This is a genomic window from Brevibacillus sp. FSL K6-0770, assembly GCF_038000275.1.
GTDB lineage: Bacteria > Bacillota > Bacilli > Brevibacillales > Brevibacillaceae > Brevibacillus > Brevibacillus parabrevis.
On the sequence record NZ_JBBOBQ010000001.1, the window covers coordinates 3024329 to 3047425 of the forward strand.

At 52.5% G+C, this 23097-nt stretch carries 11 protein-coding genes and 1 pseudogene; 4 read left to right on the forward strand and 8 right to left on the reverse strand.

Translation table 11 applies throughout. The features are described from left to right. The first annotated feature begins 174 nt into the window (after positions 1–174). The 4 genes from NST23_RS14440 to NST23_RS14455 all read left to right on the forward strand — a co-directional run bounded on the left by NST23_RS14440 (position 175) and on the right by NST23_RS14455 (position 3412). Positions 175–1062, forward strand: coding sequence for a glycosyltransferase family 2 protein (locus NST23_RS14440; RefSeq protein WP_281869976.1), 888 nt, complete (start codon positions 175–177; stop codon positions 1060–1062). Continuing rightward, positions 992–1780, forward strand: coding sequence for a glycosyltransferase family A protein (locus tag NST23_RS14445; RefSeq protein ID WP_229049679.1), 789 nt, complete (start codon positions 992–994; stop codon positions 1778–1780). Before NST23_RS14440 ends, NST23_RS14445 begins: the two co-directional genes overlap by 71 nt. 124 nt (positions 1781–1904) lie before the next feature. Continuing rightward, on the forward strand, positions 1905–2612 hold the full coding sequence (gene deoD, locus NST23_RS14450; RefSeq protein ID WP_122966507.1) for a purine-nucleoside phosphorylase: 708 nt from the start codon (positions 1905–1907) through the stop codon (positions 2610–2612). Between the two features lie 107 nt (positions 2613–2719). Beyond that, positions 2720–3412 carry a DUF4241 domain-containing protein gene (locus NST23_RS14455; protein WP_340963945.1) on the forward strand — a complete coding sequence of 231 codons (693 nt, stop codon included), beginning with the start codon at positions 2720–2722 and terminating at the stop codon, positions 3410–3412. Positions 3413–4344: 932 nt separating this feature from the next. Here the strand turns inward: NST23_RS14455 and NST23_RS28455 are convergent. The 8 genes and pseudogenes from NST23_RS28455 to NST23_RS14490 form a co-directional block, all read right to left on the reverse strand. Continuing rightward, a pseudogene (locus tag NST23_RS28455) lies at positions 4345–4497 on the reverse strand (tyrosine-type recombinase/integrase); the annotation flags it as partial. Between the two features lie 554 nt (positions 4498–5051). Then, positions 5052–5915 carry an RNA polymerase sigma factor SigJ gene (gene sigJ, locus NST23_RS14460; RefSeq protein ID WP_340963948.1) on the reverse strand — a complete coding sequence of 288 codons (864 nt, stop codon included), beginning with the start codon at positions 5913–5915 and terminating at the stop codon, positions 5052–5054. A gap of 44 nt (positions 5916–5959) precedes the next feature. After that, positions 5960–7156 (reverse strand): NAD(P)/FAD-dependent oxidoreductase, encoded by a 1197-nt coding sequence (locus tag NST23_RS14465; RefSeq protein WP_274873945.1) that lies wholly within the window; start codon positions 7154–7156, stop codon positions 5960–5962. Between the two features lie 244 nt (positions 7157–7400). Continuing rightward, the gene (locus NST23_RS14470) at positions 7401–8057 is read right to left on the reverse strand and encodes a hypothetical protein (RefSeq protein ID WP_340963951.1); all 657 of its coding nucleotides are present in this window, start codon (positions 8055–8057) and stop codon (positions 7401–7403) included. Positions 8058–8070: 13 nt separating this feature from the next. Next, entirely contained in the window at positions 8071–9519 is a 1449-nt protein-coding gene (locus NST23_RS14475; protein ID WP_340963953.1) for a type I polyketide synthase, read from the reverse strand. Further along, a complete protein-coding gene (locus NST23_RS14480; protein WP_173597318.1) occupies positions 9512–13855 on the reverse strand; it encodes an SDR family NAD(P)-dependent oxidoreductase in 4344 nt (1447 codons plus the stop codon). The genes NST23_RS14475 and NST23_RS14480 overlap by 8 nt, the downstream gene beginning before the upstream one ends. A 19-nt stretch (positions 13856–13874) precedes the next feature. Then, the gene (locus NST23_RS14485) at positions 13875–14531 is read right to left on the reverse strand and encodes an HAD family hydrolase (protein WP_122966475.1); all 657 of its coding nucleotides are present in this window, start codon (positions 14529–14531) and stop codon (positions 13875–13877) included. Positions 14532–14621: 90 nt separating this feature from the next. Continuing rightward, positions 14622–23018 (reverse strand): amino acid adenylation domain-containing protein, encoded by an 8397-nt coding sequence (locus tag NST23_RS14490; RefSeq protein WP_340963956.1) that lies wholly within the window; start codon positions 23016–23018, stop codon positions 14622–14624. Positions 23019–23097: the final 79 nt, after the last annotated feature.

Consider the following 23097-nt stretch of genomic DNA (forward strand, 5'->3'; position numbering starts at 1 on the left):
GGGAATGCAAGGCAGGCAATCAAAAGCAGGGCGACGGACAACGCTTCCATCGTCCTGCTTTTTTGCATGCGGATTTGGATAGAACGCGCGGGGATAGCAGCCGTGTCCTATTGTTGCCGGGAAACGTACAATATGGGTAAAGCCTTACATTTCTGTCGATGGGGGGAACTGCCGATGGACGCTACACACGATGTACAAGGTCTTTTGTCCGTCATTATCCCGACCCATGACCAGGCCAGGAATGTAGAGCGCTTGGTTCACGCTGTCAAGCAAGTGACTCCTGGCGCGGAAATGGTCATCGTCTGCGCAGGGTTGCAGCCCCATGCGGACGATGTCTCTGTATCTTACGTGTGGGGAGCGAAAGTGATTGCGGCCGAGAGCAATGCCAGCAGCAGCGAATGCCGGGCGATTGGCGCCAAGCACGCAACGGGAAGCGTTCTGCTTTTTCTGGACGAGCGAAACGGCTTGTCACAGGCTTGTTATAAAAAGTGGATCGCAAAAGTCCAGCAAGGCTATGACGTCGTCATGTGCGCAGACGACTATGGACAGGCAAAAACGAAGCCGGGCTCTGTCCGCTACGCCTTTTCCTTCCTGAATCAGTTGCTCGGTCATCGGCAGTTCGGTTCGGCTTCGTTGGAAAAGGCTCCGTTCATACTGAACCGCAAGGCGTTGGAGACGATCGACTTTCGAGCCTTGTGCATTCCGGCCGTGGCGCTTGTGAAAGCCGTCAAAAAAGGTCTTGCCATCACCTGTGAGCCAATCGAGCGCTCCGCACGAAAGCGATTGCCGCCAAGTCAGGCTTTAGCCAAACCAAAATCAGTCTTATTCGAGGAACATGCGCGAGCGATTCACATGCTCCTCCAAGATAAAAATGAGCGCGGAGCCATGCCGGATGGGGAACGACACCGGATTTTGGCGCAAGAAACAGGACTTTTGCATCTGCGTTCTGTGTTCTACCAGGAATCAGACGACAAGGAGGCCGATGGATGGGGTGCCAAACGGAAAGAAAGGACCAAGAGAATCCGCAAGAGAGCGCAAAGACGCAAAAGGCGTCCGCATTAGCCATGTGGAAAAATGGGAGAATCAGGGCAGACTAAGCATTATCGTCGGAGTCGAACAGGATGAAAAAACGGTGCTCAAGGTGCTCAAACAGGCTGAGAAGCTCTGTCCCTTGGAAATCGTCGTCGTCGTGCACGGCAGTCAAGATCGCTCGCTGGAACAGGTACTTTCCTACTCTGGCAGCGCCTTGCGCATCTTCGTCTATCCTTTTGCGCTCGGGGAAGATGTGTGGCGTACAGTGGGAGCGCGCGAAGCGACGGGCGACGTGTGGCTGTTTCTTGCGGCGGAGCAAATCGTCGCCGCCCACGAGCTTCAGCCGTTTGTCCGTTCCTGCTATCGCGGCGGTGATATTGCTGTACGGCACGCCGCCTGTTCACCTGTAAGGGTGAAGGAAGAACAGTACCCGGTGCAGTTAGCCAAACAATTCCTCAATAGCTTGCTCAATCGCAGTGAGCTTGGCGGTGCGTCGATGAACGATCTTCCTTTTGCCATCACGCGGGAAGCTGCTTCCTCGATCGGTGCCCACTATTTTCTCGTCCCAGCCGTAGCACAAGCGATCGCTTTGCAAAAAGAACTGCGCGTGACATCTATCCGCACGAGGATTGAGCGGCTTTCAGGCAAGGAGCAGCGAATCACGCCGGAACGCGATGCGCAAAGCAAGTTGACAGACTTGGGAGATCACCTGGAGGCCATCTCCTTTTTACAGCAACCAGACGAATGACATACACGGTTCAAATAAGCGATGCTGCCATAGTATCGCTCTCTATTTTTCATTTTGCATCGTTCGGTTTTTGTAGTACGATAGTCAGGTAGGAAATTTTTTGTAAGAGAAGGAGCAAGCGATTATGAGTATACATATTGGAGCGAAGCAAGGACAAATCGCAGAAACGATTTTGCTGCCTGGCGATCCGTTGCGCGCCAAATACATTGCGGAAACTTTCCTGGAAGGCGCCGAGTGCTACAATGAAGTGCGCGGCATGCTCGGATTCACAGGTACATACAAAGGCAAACGCGTCTCCGTCCAAGGAACAGGCATGGGCGTTCCGTCTATCTCGATTTACGTGAATGAACTGATGGAGTCCTACGGCGTGCAAAACTTGATTCGCGTCGGAACGTGCGGAGCGATCCAGGAAGACATCAAAGTGCGCGACGTCATCATCGCGATGAGCGCTTCTTCTGATTCGCAAGTAAACCGCTTGCTGTTCAACCAGATTGACTTTGCTCCGACAGCGAGCTTTGAACTTTTGCACAAAGCTTACCAAGTAGCATCTGAACGCAACCTGTCGGTCAAAGTCGGCAATATTTTCACCAGCGACAGCTTCTACCGCGAAAATTTTGACCTGTACAAAAAACTGGCGACTTACCAGGTGCTTGCCGTCGAAATGGAGTCTTCCGCGCTGTACACATTGGCTGCCAAGCATAAACGCAACGCCTTGTCCATCTTGACCGTAAGCGACCACATTTTGACCGGAGAAGAGACTTCGGCGGATGAGCGCCAAACGACGTTCAACGAAATGATCGAAGTGGCGCTGGACGCAGCTTTAACGAAATAAACAAGCAAGAAACGAATGCGAAGACTGACAACCCGCTGGCAACTACCTGACAGTGGGTTGCTTCATTCTGTAGCGATACCAAATGGATTTGCTAGGAGGAATGACGTGTGAGAGAGCATTATCCTGATTTTTTTGAGAGCGCATTTGCAGCAGGATTTCGTACGGAACAGGACGGCTATGAATACCGCCTTTTCCGCCAAGACATCGGCCAGCTCCAGATTCAAACAGGAAAAATCGTCGCCAATGACCCGCTAGTCATGTTTGAAACGGAACCATTTACGGAAACATTCCCGACAGGCAGCTTCCCGGTTCAGCTCGCGATTGCACAAGTACAGCATTTGGATGAAGCGAAGTCGCCAGAGGAAGAATTGGAACCGGATGAGCGCGTCGCTTTGGCCCGGATTGTGTTTGCAGATAAGCCGGTAGTGAGTTGGAAAATGGCGGTCTGGGAAAACTCGGACGTCTCTCAGCTCGCACCTCATGAGTTTTTTGGCTACGGCGTTGACGCAGGCATAGGCTGCTTTATGGACGAAGTGGCATGCAAACAATTGGAGAGCAAAATGGAGCAGGATGATACATACTTCGAAACATTGATGGAGGAAATGGATCAGACGTACAAACACACACGGAACTGGCTGGTGAAAGACATGGGGGATGGCGCAAACATTGCCATGTTTTCGTCCGGCTGGGGCGATGGCAGCTACGCAAGCTATATCGGTTACGATGCAGATGGGAAAATCGTTCGCTTGTTGACGGATTTTTACGTGATAGGCTGGATGGAGTCTCCAGAAGAAGAGTAGCGATTGGCTGAGGGGATCGACAAGAGGTAGTGGAGCAAGGAAGAGAAGAGAGAGGATGGCGTAGCCTCGATTCACGCCAAACAGAGTGCCGCTTTTGCCGGGCACTCTTTGTTTTTATTTTCGTTTGCCTGGTTTTTTCTCCAAGTAGTGGGCCAGGTTATTTAGCGTATCTTCGTAGGATCTTTTTTTGGAAGAGGTGGTGGCTGCCGTCGATTTTGTTTTTACTTTTGTCATGTCGGGACCTCCAGGTGAGTGTGGTTGTTTTTTAGTCATAGTGATCTTAATTGTAATATAATTTAATTTACAATAAATGTAAATATATAATTTTAAAAATATTTCATTATTTTTCGTGTGGGTGAATTTTTGTGGTGTTGTCTGAGGGACATGTCTTAGAGCGTGGTGGTTTGTGGTTTACCGTTCATAGATATAAAGCTTTAGCTTTTACAGATCCAGAGCTGCTGAAGCTATTGTGAAAGCTTGCTTGGATTTGTTGTCATGGATGAATCTTATTGAGCCAGCGGAAAATCGGCAATGCCGGGCATTTACGTCCTATCAGCTATTTGATGTGAGACTTTGACGAATGATGCATTTTGTCGAAGGAAAACAGTTTGGATCATGCCGGTTATTTGTGGCGGCTGTATGGCAAATGGCTGGTTATGTACGGTTGGCCTGATTTGAGTTTGTTGTTGGTGCTGGTTGGTCATTTTCGGCTGGGATAGGTGGTTCTTCACTGCTGTTTTGCTTGATATTATTTTGAGTCCGATAATATATATTATGTAAACTGATAAAAAGAGCAGAAATCGTTGAGACTGTTGTCTGTTAACGTAAACATTACTCCATTGGTACAAGAGTTTAAAAGCAACATCTGTACATTAAAGCAAAAGTGGTTGCATCATTTGTGCAACCACTTGAACTTGAAAAGAAGGAAATCTCTAATAGTTTAATGGATTGGATTCAAGCACTGAACGCATTTTTTCCTGTTTGATCTTCGTATAAATTTTATTAGTACTGGGGTCTTTATGGCCAAGAAGTTCAGAAATAGCCAGTAGATCTGCATTTCCTTCGTTATATAGAATGGTTGCGCATGTATGTCTTAATTAGTGCCGTTTAAGTTCATTCTTATTAAACTCAGTTCATGAAATAGCATTTTCATGAACTGAATTTCACCATATTATAACTTTTGTTTTTTGATCGTGCTTAGCATAATTAAATTTTTGGATGATTCTTTTCATTAATTATGCCTCTTATACGTATTCTTTCCTTTGCTCACCAATTTCCCCTAATGGTTTTGTTACCGATTGAGCAAAACCCCCGCTACGCTCTGGGAATCCCGGATGACAGACAATAGTGTTTGTATAACCTACCCCTCCCTGTAAACATACTATTCGATGCAGACTTGAATAATAATGATATTGTTAGGTAAACAGGTAGACCCAGCACTCTCATGAACAACCATATAAGAGAGCGAACACCGTAGAAGTGTTCGCCCAAAGAGTCGTTGTGTATATGTGTCCAATTTATAGTAGTATTTCAAACGGCGGCAGGCCTGAACGAGAAAATAAAGTTATAGACTGCCGCTGTATTGTCGATCTAACGTTTCCTGTTTGTTGTATGGTTTATGAAAATTTCATTTCACTACCTAAACCTGGGCAAGCTTATCCGGGTTACGTACAGCATAGATTCGCGTAAGCTTTCCGTGTCGGAGTTGGATGAATACTGCAGCCACGGTTTCGCTCCCCAAACGGATTATGATGCTGGTCTCCCCGTTCAGAGGGACAACCTCGAAACGGAAATCTCCCTGGGAATAGGACCTTAACTTCTGGATTCCGGCGAATAGAACTCGAGCCACAAGCTCGGGTGTTTTCACCGGATGCCTGAACGCTTTTGCTTTCCCGCCTCCGTCGGCGACGAACATGACGTCTTCGGCCAACAGCGACATTAGATGATCAACGTTCCCTTGCTCCAGAGAGATGAGGAATCGGCTAACCCATTCCAATTCGATTACTTCGGCCGCAACCTGCTCATCCTCGGCGATGCCCATTTTGTTTCTTGCCCGGCTTAACAGCTTGCGGCAGTTCGCCTCTTGCTTGCCGAGCAGTTCCGCAATTTCAGGGTAGTCGAAGCCTAGCGCCTCACGTAGGACAAAGACCGTCCGCTCTGTCGGCGTCAGCCGCTCGAGCAGTACAAGCATCGCGTATGACAGCAGATCCCGGCGGATGACTGTCGTCTCGAGCGATTCCGCCTCCTGCGTCCGAACCGGTTCGGGGAGCCATGGACCGACGTACAACTCCCTCTTCTTCCGTGCCGATTTCTGCAGATTGAGGCAACGATTGGTTACCATTTTGCACAAATAAGCCTTAGGCTCATCTAGACGTTCGGGATGTACTTGGCACGCCTTGACAAACACGTCCTGCACCGCATCTTCCGCGTCTGCTGCGGAACCTGTCAATTGGTATGCCAGAGTGAACATAAGCGCTCTATACTGAACGAACAATTCCTCCATCCATCATCTCACTCATTTCGGCTGTTGATTGTGGTATCTATTTGCTAGCGTAGCATGCTGCCTTTGTCCCACGCCAGTTTTCTGATTTTCCACCCCAGTTTTCCCGTTATGAACATATTAAGCCCCCACTTTCTTCCCCATACAAACCCGCGATCTTCTCCTAAGCCGATACAGAAGAAATCGATTATCGAGCTAGGGGATTTGTGAACCGGGGCAGGGCGGCCCTCCAGATCGGCCATTACGATTTTCCCCAGTTTATCTGCCTGCAGCGCACCTTCTCCGGCTCTCATCAGATCCGCCTTGCCATTACTCGGATCAACGATTCTTGCACAGTCTCCGATGCTGTACACGCCTTGCGCTCCTGGGACGCGGTAACATTCATCCACCAGCACTTGACCATCCGAAGTAAGCGGCAATCCCATGCTTTGAAGGGCGGGATTCGGAATCAAACCAATTGTCCAGATACATAGACCAACGGGCAGACGGTCGCCATTGCTGAGCTGCACCGCATCTTCTTCCGCCTTTGTCACTTTACGATTGTAAAGAACTTTTACGCCGCAATTGCTGAGAGCCTGATCCAATTTTATCCCGACTTTTTCGGGCCCTTCCATGAACAATCGTTTTTGTCCACTCAACAAATAAACAGAGATATTTGAGGGGTTCAGCCCTAGTGACGATGCTTCTCTCCGCATCTCAAGCGCCAGCTCGGCAGATGTCTCAACGCCGCTGATGCCCGCGCCCGCAACCGCGATCGACATCAATCTCTTTCGTTCCTCAGGATTCATCTCACTAACTGCCTTCCGCAAGTTAGCATGCCAGCGTTCCCGGATGGCCGCCGCAGCTAGCGGATCGGTCAAGGCGATGCCGCCCCGATCAGGTTCCGGTCTCCGAACGATGCTCCCGACCGCCACGACCAGAATATCATATGGCATGAGAGCATGATTACCATGCGTATCTTCATATTGAATCTGTTTTGCCCCGCTGTCCACAGACGTAACCTTGCCTTGAACGAATTCGACACCTTCTGAGAACGAATAATGTGTCCATGGAACCATAATGTCTTCCTGGCCAACAGCCGGCCGGAACAACAGCATTTTGCGCATATGACCGGATTGCTTGTCGATCAGAACAAACCGAAGACGACGTCCGTTCACCATTCCATGTGTTTCTTCCTTTATCGCTTTAAGCGAATGAAGACCTACATGGCCTCCTCCAATGATTACGCAAGTTAAGTCGTTCATCTTTCCTCAGCTCCTTAACGTTTTGCACATATAACAACGTAAGGCTCTGACTTGTGACATCGAATACGTAAGAATGGGCCGTGCTTGGCCGGAATTGGGGAACAGGAACAATAATGACCGTTGTGGAAGTCAAAAATCCGGCATTAGTCGCTTCGTCATTAATGTAATTGGAAGATAAAAGAGGTATTCAGAAACAAAAAGATGACAAGTAAGTCATCTCTTCAATCAAAGCTTCATGTTAGGATTACGCTTCTTCAAATAGCCGCTCTCCCCGATGCAGCCGTACGGCTATTTGGGCCATATGCGGCTGTTCGCGCGGGGTTGGTGCATGGGCAGCCAAATAGCGGGTTGCTGCCAGAAGCATCGTTTCACCAGCGCGAGTGGCAAAAGCGTCGCTACGCATCGCCCAGCGGTCATATTCGGCTACTGCCGCTTCGTACATTTGAAACGAATGAAATTCGGCGTCTTCGCGTAAAAGCGCATGACCCAAAGTGTTAAGCAAGGCGTCGGGATTGCCGCCAGCGTGCAGGTAGCCGGCTGTCCAGCGCGCCGCTTCTTTCACCTGCTGGCGTTGATCCAAAATTTCCAGCAGCCGCTCTGGACAAGTAGTGTCGACGGCTGTTACGGCCGAGCCATCTGGGCGGCGTGCCGCAGGGATATTCAAAAAACGATCCAAATAAATTCTGATTAGCCCGTGGTAGATGGCGCGGATGAGCAATGGATGGCTTGAGCGGCGCAAACGTTCGTGCACGGCGTGGGCATAGGTAAACGTATGCAAAACGGAGAGCCAATCCCCGAAGTCATTCTGGGTATGGAAGCCAACAATCCGCTCCGCCGCGGCCAAAGCAACCAGTTGGGCCAACTGGGCCGGATGTGCGCCGGATTTCAAAAGCTCTGTCACAAGATTCACCGTTTCAAGAGGTTCGTCGCTTAACAACTGCCTCGGGATGCTCTTCGAGATGCTTTGCCAGATTGTCTGCCATTTGTTCCAGCGATTCGCTGTTTTGCGCGGACAGCAAAACGAGCTGTGGCTGCTGCTCTGTATCCAGCGATTCGCTGACCTCTGGCGCTTCCTCGACGATCAGATGCGCATTTTGCCCCCCGACGCCAAACGAGCTGATTCCCGCCCGCAACGGATACGCTCCACGCTGCCATTCGCGCAGTGTGGTGTTGATCGCAAAGCGGCTGTTTTCCATGTCCAAAGCCGGGTTGCTCCTGGCAAAATTGATCATCGGCGGGATCTGGCGGTGCTTTAGGGCGAGGACGGTCTTCACGAAACCCGCTACTCCTGACGCTGCATCGAGATGGCCGATGTTGTTTTTGACCGAGCCTAGGACGCACTCGCTTTGCCGCTCGCGAAACACTTGCTTGAGCGCCGTAAACTCGATGGAATCTCCGAGCTGTGTTCCAGTCCCGTGCGTTTCAATGTACGAGATGCTTTCCGCCTCTACATCGGAGAGCTGCAAGGCGCTTTGAATGACCTCTTTTTGCCCCTCGACGCTTGGAGCCATGTATCCCGCTTTGCGGTTGCCGTCGTTGTTGACGGCGCTGCCTTTGATAATCGCCCATATATGGTCTTTGTCCGCCAGCGCATTTTCCAGCGGCTTTAACACGACCACTCCGACGCCGTTCCCGAACAGGATGCCGGATGCCGCTTCGTCAAAGGCGCGAATTTGGCCGTTTTTTGACAGAAAGTGCCCTTCTTCGTACATATATCCGCTCTTGTGCGGAATCAAAATCGAGCAGCCACCTGCAATCGCCATGTCGCATTCGCCGCTGAGCAAGCTGCGGCAAGCGGCGTGAATGGCGGTCAACGAAGTCGAGCATGCGGTGGTGAGCGTCAAGCTCGGCCCTTTTAAATTGAACTTGTAGGAAATGCGCGAGGCGAGGAAGTCTTTGTTGCTCAACTGGATTTCGGAAAAGAGATCCCGGTGCTCCCCTTCGTACGAATACACTCTGGCATTCCAGCTGTAATTGCTCGATGCTCCGGCAAAGACACCCACTAATCCGGGATAATGGTCAGGGACGTATCCGGCGTCTTCCATAGCTTCCCAGGCTACCTCGTGAAACAGGCGAACTTGCGGATCCATGACCAGAGCGTCTTTGGGGCTGTACCCGAAAAAGCGTTCGTCAAAATATTCAAACTGATCGATGATCGCACCAGCCTTGACGTAGTTTTCATGCTCGATCAGCTCTTGTGGTACTCCTTCTGCTCTAAGCTCGTCGTCGCTAAAAAACGTGATCGCCTCCAGCCCGTCCTTGAGGTTGTTCCAAAATTGCTGGCGATTGTTCGCTCCTGGAAAGCGGCAGGATAAGCCGATCACGGCGATTTCCAGGCCGTTGAAGTTTCGCGTGTCAGCCATTTCGCACCTCCTTTCCTTTTTGGCGCAGCAGCTTTAATTTATCCATCCCTTTATGGACAATTTCAGAGCGATCGAAGCCATGATCGTTTGCCGCCGTATCGTTGTCTTCCGCTTTCAGGTACCCGGCCAGCTTGCGGATGGTCGGGTATTCGAACCAGGAAGAGATCAGAACAGGCTTCTGAATCGTTTTCTGGAGAATATCGTTGATCCCGACAATATCAAGCGACGTGACGCCTGCATCAAAGAAATTGTCGTCCAGTCCCATGTTCGCATTCCCAATCGCGTCCTGAATCGTCTCCTGCAGCAGTTGCTCCAGGGGAATCTCTTTCTGGCTCTCTTGCTTGCCTGCTTTTATGTAGCGAGGGCGGTTTACCCACTGCTCAAGCCGCGGCTCCAGGTCTGTCGTGGACACGATGACATGCTCTTCCTGGTGCAGAAGGGAAAACAAATGCGCAAACAGTTGTCGGCCTTCTGCGGGCGAAATCAATTGCTCCAGCCGTTCGCTTGTCGCTGTGCGGCTGCCTGGATCGGCAAGCGAAAAGTTCCAGGCGTCCCAACCGACAGACATCCATCGCGTTCGCTGCTGCCCTTGGTTCACTTTTTGCACAAAGCTGTCCATGAATTGGTTAGCCGCCGTATAGGCAACCAGTCCGATTCCGCCGAGTATCGAGGACAGCGAGGAATTGACCAGGCAGTACCCGATCTCTTTTTCCCGGATCAGCTTTTCCAGAACGAGCAGCCCTGTTTGTTTGACCGCAAACTCCGCTTCACACATGTCGCGACGGATATGGGGGATCGCGTGCTGAAAGAAATCGCTCACGACTCTGCCAGCAGAAAAGATGATTCCGTCAATCCGTCCGATCGTCGCCTCTATCTCTTCCAAAAGAGCCTTCATTTGTGCTTCATCGCTTACATCGACCTGATACAGATGAATTTTGGCGCCCAATGCTTTCAACTGCATCAGTTCGCGAATTTTCTGGTGCAGCGAGTCGCTTGGGAGAGTGGTGGATATGTATTCCTCCCACTGCGTTTCCGGCAAAAATGGCGAACGTCCTGTCAAAATGATCGTAGCTGGACCGTGCTGGGCTAACGCCCCCGCTGCGGTCAAGCCAATTCCGCCCAAGCCCCCGAGAATCAGATGCACGCCGCCTGCTTCGGGCTGTGCAGTTGTCGGCGGGTCCAAGCGAAGCGGTTCAAACGTGCGCACCCATTTATGACGGTTGCGGATCGCGAGCAAGTTTTCCGGCTCTTGCTTCAGCAACTCCTCCACAAGCAGCGTCATGCCAGGCTGCCCTTGTTTCACGAATGGTTCCGGCTCGATTTCCAGGAAAGCCGAGCGGACATTGCCAAATTCTTGCGTGAGCACCTGAGCCGCCCCGAGCGCCATAGCCTGCTGTGGCAGCAAAGCTTCGTTCCCGGTGATCGATTGAGACGCGGACGCAATCACGAAAAGCTGGATTTGCTGCTGCGGATCGAGCATGCCAAACGATTGGCCCAAGTGCAGCAGACGGTAAAACACAGACGGCCCGGCAGCCGGGGAAGCATCTGCGCACTCGTTTGCAAGGCTCCACAAGTGCACGATTTTCCAGGTCTGGCCCGGCGTAAACACTTCCCGCAACAGCGCGAGATACTGCTCCGTTTCTTCGGGATGAATCTCGTACGCATTCGGGTCCAGCTTGGAAAAGTGCTGCCCTGCCTTTACCGTGCACACGCGTTTTCCTTTTGCTTGCAGCGCTTGCTTGACCGCTTCGCCGATTCCGTCCGTATCGATAAACAGCAGGTAGGTGCCAGACTGCTCGTCGTCTGTACGGGTACGGCCAGATCCGTTGTATTGCTTCCACACAGGCCGATACAGCCACTTCTCCGGTTCGTTTTTGCGAGAAAGATTAGGCTGTGGCTGAGGGGCGGCGGTGCGCGCTTTTTTCTCAAACCAATACTTGTCGCGATCGAACCCGTACGTCGGAAGGGACAAACGGCTTCTGTTCTCGCCGGAGTACCGTTCCCGCCAATCAATCGCAGCCCCCTGCTGCCAAAGCTCGCCCAAGCTGTTGGCAAAACGCCACTCCGCCGACTCCATCTCTCCATGCGCAGGCAACAGATGGATGGCAGGAAGGCTGCATTCCGCCCAGGATGGCTGCTTCATCCCGATCCCAATGACAAGGTGAACATCGCTCTCCGTGAGCGGAGCCTTTGCTGTCGCTGGCAAAGTGGATGCTTGCATGGTGTGCAGCCAAAAGTTTGTCTGACCAACCAGCTCGCTCGTGACAGAAGTCCCGCCGGACAAGATAGCGTGATCCGCGCTGCCCGCTGGCATTGCCCGCAACAGCGAAGCCAGTTCTGCTTCGATCCGGCTTTGTTGTTCTTCTGCTGCCCGAAGCCACTTGTGTTTCAGGACGATGATTTTCGCGAGGTCGGACACGGTTGCCAGCTTCGCCTGATAGACAGCCGCAAACAAGCCTGCCCCGTCCGCAATCGCCACCTGCGGCTTGATTCCGAGAGAAACCAAAAAGTCGGCCAAGGCACTTTGGCAAAGAAACTGGCTCAGTTCCCCGTACATCGGGTCAAAAGCGTCGTCATTATGCAGCAGGTCGGCACCCGTCAAAAGGCGATCCAGGCTGGGCGCAGCCAACGCAGCTTTGGACAAGTCGTGGACATAACCGTCCAAGATGCGGGCAAAGCACTGTTCAGTCTGGTACAGCTCGCGCGCCATCGTGCAAAGCGCTTGGTTTTGCGCTGAAAACCAAAAAGCCGTGCGAAGCTCCTCCTGCCTGCTTTCGCTTGCCGTGCCGATTGCGGCTGCTTCCAGCAAGCGAGCAGCTTCTCCTACGGAAGAGCAAACCACCATTTTCCGATGCGAAAAATGAGCGCGCCCCGTCTGCAATGTATACGACACATCCGCAGGGGAAAGCGCAGGCTGGGCACGGAAAAATTGCGCCATTTTCCGGCACGTATTCGCCAATGCCTTTTCTGTTTTGGCTGAGAACAAAAACAGATGCTGCTGTCTCGCAGAAGCATCGGAAGCATAGACAGGAGCTGCTTCCAGAACGACATGGGCGTTTGTCCCGCCAATGCCAAACGAACTGACGCCTGCCTTCGGCGAATCGCTGACGTCTTTCCACGAACGCGGACGTGTGTTGACGTAAAAGGGACTATGCTCCAATGCCAGCTTCGGGTTCGGCTGCTCGTGGTGAATGCAAGGCGGGATCACTTGATGTTTCAGAGCCAAGGCCGTCTTGATTAGGCCGACGATGCCCGCTGCCGTATCCAGGTGGCCGATATTCGGTTTGACAGACCCGATGGCGCAAAATTGGCGCGAGGTCGCCTCGGCCTGGAAAACCTCTTTCAGTGCTTTTATTTCAATCGCGTCGCCCAGCTCGGTTCCGGTTCCATGCGTTTCGATATAGCTGATTTCCCGCGGCGAAACGTTGGCGACGGTGAGCGCCTCGTGAATGACCTGCGCCTGACCGATTGGACTCGGCGCGGTGTACCCGATTTTTTCTTCTCCGTCATTGTTGACCGCAGTGCCGCAGATGACCGCCTGAATGTTGTCGCGATCGCGAATCGCATCTGCCAACCGCTTCAAGACCACGATGCCGATGCCATTGCCAAAAACCGTTCCCGCAGAGTCGGCATCAAAGACACGGCAATGTCCATCCGGAGAAACCATGCCTTCTTTTTGGTAGACATAGCCTGCTGTCTGTTCACTGCGGATCGTCACGCCCCCTGCCAGCGCCATGTCACACTCGCCATTCAGCAGACTTTGGCTGGCCAAATGAACCGCGACCAAGGAGGAAGAGCACGCTGTCTGCACATTGACGGAAGGGCCGCGCAAGCCGAGCTTGAACGACACCTTGGAAGCGAGAAAATCTTTTTCGTTGCCGATGCCGATTTGCACGTGCCCAAGCCTTTTTACCAGCTCCTGATCTTCGTACAGACGCAAAAAGTAGCTGCTGATGCACGAGCTGGCGTACACGCCCACGACAAGACGCTCGATATCCTGGACGCAGCCCGCATCCTCAAGCGCTTCCCAGGCGCATTCGAGAAAGACGCGATGCTGCGGATCGGTAATCTCGGCATCCTTGGCTGTATAACGGAAAAAGCCCGCGTCGAAATACGCTGTATCGTTCAGGACGGCCCCTCTTTTTACATAGTGCGGGTCGTGAAGGAGATCAGCAGGAACGCCTGCCTCCTTCAATTCCTCATCCGTAAACGTCTTGATCGATTCCACACCGCGGACGATGTTTTGCCAAAAAGCCAAAGGGGTATCGCCATCGGGAACACGGCAGGACATGCCGACGATCGCGATTTTTGAATGGATCAACTCTTCATCCACCACTCCACTCACTCCCGTTTATTTATAATGACACTCTCGGGTGTTGAAAAAGGGTTTGCAATGCCTGTCTCAGTTCGTCGACACTGTACGCAAAAAAAGTAGGAGCTTCCTGCTGGAGCACCTCTACCGAATTATGGCCCCAGGCGACTGCGATGCTTTTCACTTGCGCCTCCCTGGCACAGATCAGGTCGTTTTTCCCGTCGCCAACAAAGACGGAGTGATCAATACCGGATTGCAATTGCTCAATGGCAACAAGCAGACTTTCCGGGTGCGGCTTTGGATGGGTGACATCATCGGAACAGACCACCCCATCAAAATAATCGATCAAGCGAAATTCTTCCAGGATGTGGATGGTGCGCTTGCGATCTTTTCCCGTACACAATCCGCATTTCCAGCCTTCCTGTTGAATGTATCGCAGCACGTCTTCCATCCCCGCCACAATCTCGATCAGGTGGATGTTGGAGCTGGCGATTTTGCGATAATGCTCGACCATGCTCTGGGGCAGGTTCATTTTGGCGAAAATATTCGGAATCGAATCACCGCTGTGTCCAAGAAACTCCTCAAAGGAAGGGAGCGGACCGTCGGAAACGAGCTGAAAGCTGTCATAGAACGCCTTGCGCTGCACCTCAAGCGAATCAATAATCACTCCATCGAAGTCAAACACGACACTTTTTTGCATACGCTTCTCCTTTAATCCTGTCATTGTCCAAAGCGGGAGCAGCCATCGGAAGCGCGAGGCACTCCGGACAGCTGTCTCCCCGATGGATTTTTACCGTTTTCCCCGTTGCTGGCGCAGGCTTTTCCGCAGCTCGCCCCGCTGCGTGCTTTGCTGCAAGTAATCGGTTTTGCTGATCTGTTTGTCCTGTAAAAACGAAGCCAATGAGCGGATCGTCGGATATTTGAACAAGTCGGCCATCTCAATCGTCGTTTGCCATTCCTTTTCCAAACGGTTTTGCACTTGCATCAGCAACAGCGAGTGTCCGCCCAGCTCAAAAAATCCGTCGTCTACGCCGACAGGCTCTTTTCCCAATATGTCTTGCCAGATGCTCACGAGCAGCTCTTCCATGCGATTTTGCGGAGGAACGATGTGCGAGCTTCTCGGTCTGTTGGTCTCAACGGCTGGCAAAGCATTGCGGTCGATTTTGTTCGGGCCGACCATCGGAAACGATTGCAGTTCCAGCCAAAAGGACGGAACGAGATAGCTCGGCAGCAGTTGCTTCACTTGGCCGATGATCGCTTTTTCCGCTTCGCTTTGTTTCAGCACATAGTAGGCGACAATCACCGGCTCGCCGTTCTCGTCATCGATCGCCTTGACAACGCTTTTCAACATGCAATCCAGCCCGTCGATCACGCTCTCGATCTCGTTCAGGTCTACGCGGTAGCCGCGGATTTTCAGTTGCGAATCGTTTCGGCCGTTGTATTCCAGGCAGCCGTCCGGCAACAGTCGGCCGTAGTCACCGCTTCTGTACAGCCTGCCCGTCCCTGTTCGCGGATCGCCGACAAAAGCGTTGGCCGTCTCTTCCGGCCGATTCCAGTAGCCCGGAGACAAGTAGTCGCTTTGATAAAAAAGCTGGCCCGATTCGAAAATGCTCACTTCCCGGCCGCTTTCATCGAGAATCCGCAGCTCTATGCCATCCACGACATATCCGGCTGGCGTTTTGGCCTGCGGGACGGCCATGTTTTTGTTCATGATGTAAAAGGAAATGACCATCAATTCGGAGCAGCCCAGGAAATTGACAAACAGGCAGTCGTCCGCGCATTTTTGCCTGTACAACTCAAAGTCGGTGCCGGAAACGACCTCGCCCCCCAGCAAAACCATGCGGATGTGGGGAAGCTGTACAGCATCGTCCAGATTCTTCATGAAAAAGCGGAAGACGGAAGGGACGGAATGGAACAGCGTAATCTGCTCCTGATTCAGCCAGTGCGCGAATCGCGGCATGCTTCCGTCCAGCTTGAAATCGTAAAGATGCAGCGCAGCCCCGTTCAGCAGGCTGCCCAAAATATCGAGAATGCCAATGGCGTGACTGTACGAAGTCAGCAAGGCGATGCGATCTTGCGAATGAAGCCGCAGTTCCTTGCTGAGCTGCGCCAGATAGTAGTAGACGTTTGCATGGCTCTGCATCACTCCCTTTGGCCTTCCCGTGGAGCCTGACGTATAGAGGATAAAGGCGATGTCCTCTCCCTTGATGCTCAGCTCCAGGTTCTCTTCCGAAGCACCGCCAGTTTCTTCCGACAGATTGATCGTGGTGATGTCGAGCATCGCCTTGCCCGCCACTTCTGCTGCCAAAGCGAGGTTTTGCGAATCGGTCAGCAGGATGGCCGATTGCGTATCGCCGAGCATGTAAGCCAACCGCTCTGCTGGAGCGCTTCGATCCAGCGGCACGAAGGGCACCCCTGCTTTCAGCGCGCCGATCAAGGCAACGGCCATGTCCAGCGTGTTGCCAAAGAGCAGGGCAACAGGTGCGTGTCCGCTTGTTTGAGCCGTACGCTCTGCGATTTTCCGGGCAACGCGATTCGCCCTGGCATTGAGCTGTCTGTAATCCAGAACAGCGGAGCCGTGTTTGACGGCGATCTGGTCGGGGTACTGCGCGACTTGCTGTTCAAACCGCGACACAACCGTTGCAGCAGGCTCGTCGAAGGAAAAAGGCTGGTACTCGCAAGACGGCACAACCGCCTTTTCTCTGCCCCGCACTTCGCTTTGCTGCAAAATCGGCAATTCGCCGATCAGCAAGTCCGGATTTTGCGTGATGCTCGCAAGCAATTTGCGGTACTCGGCAAACAGGTACTCGACCGTCTCCTGCCTGAACAAGTCTGTGCGGTAAAAGCATTCCAGACAAATGCCTGCGCCTGTCTCGTATAAATGGATATTCAGATCGGCTTTCGTTGTTTTTGCCGTGACCGGATACGCAGAAAGCTGCAAGTCTCCGTCATGCGTTCCTGCATCCTCTGCCCGGTTTTTCATGCTCTGGTAGTTGAAGATCGTATCGTACAAAAAGGTGCGGCTCGGGTCGCGCTTCACGTCGAGCTGATCCAAAATCAGTTCAATGTGAAAATCCTGATTTTCCAAAGCTGCCAGCAGGCTCGCCTTTACTTCGTGGAGGAAGCCGCGGAAGCTTTTTTCCCTCTCCGGTCGATTGCGCAGGACGAGCGAATTGACGAACATGCCGACGATCTCTTTCACGTCCTCGTGGTTTCGGCCTGCTTGCGGAATGCCTACCAGTATGTCCGATTCTCCGCTGAGTCTCGCCAGCCAGGCGTAATAAGCCGCAAGCATCGTCATAAACCAGGTAACCTGTTGTTCCTGGGAAAATTTCTTGATGTTCTCGCTCAATTGTTGATCCAGCTCTACAATAATCCGGTTGCCGTCAAAGCTAAGCGAAGCCGGGCGGGGAAAATCCGTCGGCAGATGCAGGACAGGCAATTTCCCTTCCAGTTGCTGCAACCAGTACGCTTTCTGTGCCCGGTAAGCGGCTGACTGGGCAAACGCGTGCTGCCACTCGGCGTAATCTTTGTACTGGACGGCCAATGGCGGAAGCGACTTGCCGCTGTACAGTTCCGCAAAGTCTTTTATCAACAAATTAATGGACGTTCCATCGGAAATGATGTGATGGATGTCGAGTGCCAGAACGCTTTTTTGTTCCCCGAGCTTGATCAGCCCTACGCGGAACAGCGGTGCCTGAGTCAGATCGAACGGCTGAATAAACTGTTCCACATCGCGCTCCACGGAATGCTCATCCGATGTCAGCGAGATTACCCGGAAGTCAACGTGCGGGTGCACAATCTGGACAATCTCGCCGTCCACTGCTTGAAACGAGGTACGCAAGCTTTCATGTCGCTCGATGATTTTCGCAAATATGCGTTCGATTTTTTCGGGTTCAATCGATCCTTCCAGCAAAACAGCGGTCGACTCGTTGTATCCCACTGTATTCGGCACAAGCCCCTGCAAGAAAAAGACCCGCTGTTGCGCAAGCGAGGTCATGTAATGAGGCTTGGCCGCGACTGGCGCTATGGCCTGCTGTCTCGCCTGCTGGTTGTTTTGAATGAATGCCGCGATGTTCTCAATCGTTTTTTCCTGAAAAAAGTCTGTCAACGTCATATTGGCATGGAATTGCTTGCGGATGCTCGTGCTGACGTGAATCGCCTTGAGCGAATCGCCGCCCAGTTCAAAAAAATCATCCGCTATCCCGATTGGGGCTATGCCTAAATCATTTTCGTAAATGGCGCACAACGCTTTTTGCAAGTCAGTTTGCGGCGGGACATACTCTACGGATAGCGGCGGCCTTTTTCCCTGAATCCGTACGCTCGTCGATTGCTGCTCGTCGCTCCTGCCCCATCCGTCCTGATTGCTGTCGCGCCTTTTCTGCACACGGCTTTCGAGGTCTGTCGTGGAAATGATGACAGTAGAAGCGCCAGACGCGAGCATTTTGCCGAATATTTCACGTCCCTCTTCCGGCAAGATGCCGACCTGGCCGAGATCATGTCCAGATGTGCCTGCCGTCATCCATTTGGCGAGATCGAGCGTGATGCTTTGCTTATTTCCGTCGCTGATCCGTTCGGCGACCGAACCGGATACGGCGATCATCGTGTAGTTGCGAATCTCAACGAGCACACGTCCCGCCTCGTCCATGATCTGGATATCGAAGCTCGCCAGGCCGTCTTGCGGGAACTCTACGTCCAAATACTTGCAGTAGCTGTAAATGCGCCGCGGCATTTTGCCATAAACGGCAAGCGATTCGTAGGACAGCGGAATGAACATTTCTGTTTTGTCGATAAAGCCGAGCAAAAAGCTCGTTGCCGAGTCGAGCATCCCCGGGTGCAAGTGATAGTCGTCCAGATCGGCTGCATATTTTTCGGGCAGCTCAATCACCGCTAGTCCTTCTGCTTTCCCGGCCATGACCTGGCGAATGTTGCGCCATCTTTCCCCGAAGATCAGATAACCTCCGTGCTTCTTGTGATCCGCGTCGGTAAACAGCACATCCTTATCGGCACAACGCTCTTTCAGCGCTTCCAGATGGATCGTCTCAAACGGCTGCTCGACCGTCTCGACTGTCCCGGTAACATGAGGCAGCCATGTATCTGCTTCTGGACGCATACGGCTGTACACTGTAAACGAATAGCCTTCACGACTATTCGGAGTGAACAGGAGCAGCACTTCTTTTTCCTCTTGCTCGCGTACCGTTATCGGCGTGTGGAAATGCACGTTTTGCAGGACGTAAGGCTTTTTCAGCATGCTTTTGCCGGCAGCTTCCCGCACCATTTCGATCAACGCCGTTCCCGACAGCACCCCATGTTCCTCTGTGCGATGATCCTGCAAAACCCAGTGCTGCTGCAAGGTCAGCCTGGCAAAAAACAGCTCTTTGCCGCCCGCCTGAAAGCTGTAGTCAAACAGCGGATGCTCCAGCGCTTGCTTCGAAGCTGGCGCGATCCCGGACTTGACGGCCATCCCTACGTTTTTCCATATATCCCATTTCAGATTGGTGAAAGCCACTTTGCCTTCCCGGTTGCGATAGTCGGCATACGCGTCCAAAAAGGCATTGGCCGCATTGTAATCGGACTGCCCGATCATCGGGGAAATCGTGCTGATGGACGAGCAGAGCACAAAAAAGTCCAGGTCGTTTTCCCGCAGAATCCGGCTCAAATTCAGGCAACCCGAGGCTTTGGAGTGAATGACCCGGTGCGTCGCCTCCTTGGTTGCCTGCTGGATCAAGCTGCTGCCCGGAAGCCCGGCGGCATGGATCACACCTTGAATCGCTCCTGCTTCCTGCTGGGCGCGCCGCAGTGTCGCGGCAAGCGCGGAGAAGTCGGACACATCCGCCTGATAGACGAAAACTCGCGCTCCTTTTTGCTCCAGCTTTTGCATGCGGGCGATTTTAACCGAGATGGGGTCTTGCTTGCCGTGATCCCGCAGCCAGTTGCCCCACTCTTCTTTTGCAGGGAAGAACGACCGCCCTACAAGAATGATGCTGGACTTGCATTGGCTGGCGATGTAATCGGCCAGCTCCAGTCCGATGCCGCCGATTCCCCCGATAAGCAAATAAACGCCATCGTCTTTGAGCTTTGCCCCCGAACGGGATACGGGCGATGTCCGATCATAGTGGGGAAGCCATTTCGCCTTTCCGCGCAGAGCGAACAGCTCATCTTGCCTTCCCTCGATCTCTTGCAAAAGCTGATCGACCAGACCGGAAGTGACAAGCTGCTCCTGGCCGGAAATATCGATCAACTGGCAGCTTCGATCGGGAAACTCCAACGGAATGCCGCGAACGAGGCCAAGCAGCGTCGCTTTCCAAGGGTTAATCTCTTCGCTGCCGAGCACATCAAAGAGACGATTCGCCACGACAGCAAGTTGAATCGCCGTCGAGCCATCCCGTTCATCCAGCGCTTGTACGAGATGCAGGAGACTGTCGTAGTTTTCTTCCAGCATGCGCTCTGCTTGCTCCTGATCCTCTTCCACGAAGTCTTCTTCTGAAAGCGAAAAGTACAGGATCGCATCCGGTTCCGCTTGCGTTTTCTGATCAAACGCTTGCAAAGCATCTTGGTAGGCTGCTTTGCTGTTATCTGCCAGCCCGTATCCGTTGTCAGCCCCAGCGACAGGAGCGCCGTTCCGAGCTACAAAAAAGGGCTGCTCAAAATGGCGCTTGCACGCTTCCACAACCGCTTCGTCCAGCCTTGTATCGTGGAAAATGATTGCGGACCGCCGCAGCTTTGGCGCAGACTTTGCGGACGATTCTGAAAACGTCGCCCGTTTCCATGTCGGTGCGTAATACCAATCGGCGGCATCCTTTTGCGCCGACGCTTGCTCCTTTATTTGCTGCAAAAACGCGTTCCCTAGCTTTACCGGGTCATCATCCAAAAAGTAGCGATTCCGCTCAAAAGGATACGTAGGCAACGCAATCCGCCCTTTTTCCGCTCGTTTATGCAACGCTTCCCAATGGATAGTTGCTCCCCTGCTCCACAGCTCCCCGATCCATGTCCAAACAGCAGCTTCACACGCAGACAACGAAACCCATTCCTGCACAGGCCAGCCAGCGTAATCGCCTGCCGTTTCTGTGTTATTTCCTAGGAAAGCGACGATCATCTTCGGCGTTTGGCAAAGAGCGGCAAGCCCGGCTGCAAACGAGAGCGGCGCAGTCAGCGCTGCATGCCAAAAGCTGCGATCCTGGCAATGCTCGCGGAACAGCTTTTCGCCGTTTCCGGCAGAAAACAGCGGGATGCGCGGTTGGGAAATCGGGTTCTCCGTAATCGCTGTGATCTCGTTATCCAGGAAAGCAACAAAAGCATGCTCAAGCGCTACTGCCTCTGCCAGCGTGACCGCTACGAAATTTCCGCTTCGGAAGCCAACGATTCCGAAAGGCTGCTCCTGGCAAGCGAACGTGACTTTTGCAAAGGCATATACAAACAGGAAGTGGATCGCTCGAAGCTGTGTCGCGTCCTTTACCCCCGGAGCAAACAACTGTTGCAAATCCAGCTTGCTGTGCGAACCGATTTTGCCCAGACATTGCGTCATTTCCTCTCGAAATGGTCGGTATTTTTGGTACAGTGCGAGCGCAAGTTGCGCGATGTGCGCATCCCCGCTAATCTCCGGCACGAGATACAGGGCAGTCGCTTCCCCCTTTTCCACGGTGCGGAGCGGAAGACTTTTCGCATCCAATTGCGGAAGCAGCTCCTGATAACTTCGCGCAATCAAATAAGCACGATTGGACAAAGCCATTCTCCCTGCTTGCAGCGTATATGCGGCATCGCGCAGGTCGATATTGGGCTGTTGCTTCAGGTGGCTTTTGAAGCGGCTGATTTGCTCCTGCAAAGCCGTTTTCGTTTTGGCGGAAAAGACAAACAAGCGAGCTTCCTCTGTGGCTGCTCGCTTTTCGCGTATGGGCGCTTCTTCCAAAATGACATGCGCATTCGTCCCGCCGATGCCAAAAGAGCTGACGGCTGCCCGGCGCGGAGTGGTTGCCTGATTCCAGTCGCGCAAGGAATGATTGATGTAAAACGGCGTATTCTCGAACTCGATTTTCGGATTCGGATTGAGCACATGAAGCGACGGGGGAATTTGTTTGTTGGCCAACGAAAGAATCGTTTTGATCAAGCCTGCAATCCCAGCCGCTTCATTCAGGTGCCCAATGCTCGACTTTACCGAGCCGATCGCGCAGTACGCCTTTTTATTCGTTTGAAAAGCTCGTTTGAGCGCTTCGACTTCGATGGAATCACCAATTTTCGTCCCGGTCCCATGGGCTTCTACCATGGTGATGGATTCCGCATCCACTTCCGCCATCTGGAGCGCTGCTTCGATGACTTCTTTTTGCCCTTGAATGCTCGGGGCAGAAAAACCAGCCTTGCGATGGCCGTCGTTATTGATCGCTGATCCTTTGATGACGGCGTAAATATGATCCTGGTCCTTGATCGCGTCCTGCAACGTTTTCAAGACGACCACTCCCGCGCCGTCACTGATGAGCGTCCCTGCGGAAGAGGCGTCAAAGGCGCGGCAATGACCATCTGGCGAGTAAATGAGGTCGTCGGAATAGTAGTAGCCTTTTTTCGACGGAAGGGAGATGTGGACACCGCCCGCAACCGCGATACTGCACTCGCCGTTTAGCAAAGCCTGGCTGGCCAGGTGAACGGCAACCAGCGACGTCGAGCAAGCGCTCAGCACGGAGACGCTTGGACCTTTCAACTTTAACTTGTAGGAAATAGATGTGCACAGGTACTCGCGAAAGCTTACATTGAAAGTGGGGTTTTCATTAGCGAGCATTTGTCTCAGCAGCCAGTTCACATTTTCGGTACTTCCTGCGTACAAGCCGATCTGGCCTTTGTACACCTCAGGATTGTAGCCCGCATGCTCCAGGGCGTTTAGGACCACTTCGTGAAAAACTCTGATTTGCGGGTCCAGTACGGTTGCTTCACGGGGGGTATAATCAAAGAAGGCCGAGTCAAACTGGTCGATCCCTTCCAGATACCCTTTTGCTTTTACATAATTCGGGTCGTTGCATAGCGCTGGATCGATTCCGGATTGCAGCATTTCCTCCTCGGAAAAAAACGAGATCCCTTCGACTCCATTTTTGAGATTGTCCCAAAATTGGTTGGCATCATTTGCTTTTGGAAATTTGCAATCCATGCCAATGACAGCGATTTCCAGCCCTGTATACGTCTGATCGTCGTATTTATGCCCCATGGTAAACTCCCATTTCCCTTTTCAAATTTGTTTACAGCCAAAATAAAACGAACCCTTCACCAGTCACTGGCAAGGGTTA

Bases quoted from the DNA above. Each gene is read 5' to 3' on its own strand.
- NST23_RS14440 (WP_281869976.1), top strand. From the start codon at position 175: ATGGACGCTACACACGATGTACAAGGTCTTTTGTCCGTCATTATCCCG.
- deoD (WP_122966507.1), top strand. From the start codon at position 1,905: ATGAGTATACATATTGGAGCGAAGCAAGGACAAATCGCAGAAACGATT.
- sigJ (WP_340963948.1), bottom strand. From the start codon at position 5,915: ATGGAGGAATTGTTCGTTCAGTATAGAGCGCTTATGTTCACTCTGGCA.
- NST23_RS14465 (WP_274873945.1), bottom strand. From the start codon at position 7,156: ATGAACGACTTAACTTGCGTAATCATTGGAGGAGGCCATGTAGGTCTT.
- NST23_RS14475 (WP_340963953.1), bottom strand. From the start codon at position 9,519: ATGGCTGACACGCGAAACTTCAACGGCCTGGAAATCGCCGTGATCGGC.
- NST23_RS14485 (WP_122966475.1), bottom strand. From the start codon at position 14,531: ATGCAAAAAAGTGTCGTGTTTGACTTCGATGGAGTGATTATTGATTCG.
- NST23_RS14490 (WP_340963956.1), bottom strand. From the start codon at position 23,018: ATGGGGCATAAATACGACGATCAGACGTATACAGGGCTGGAAATCGCT.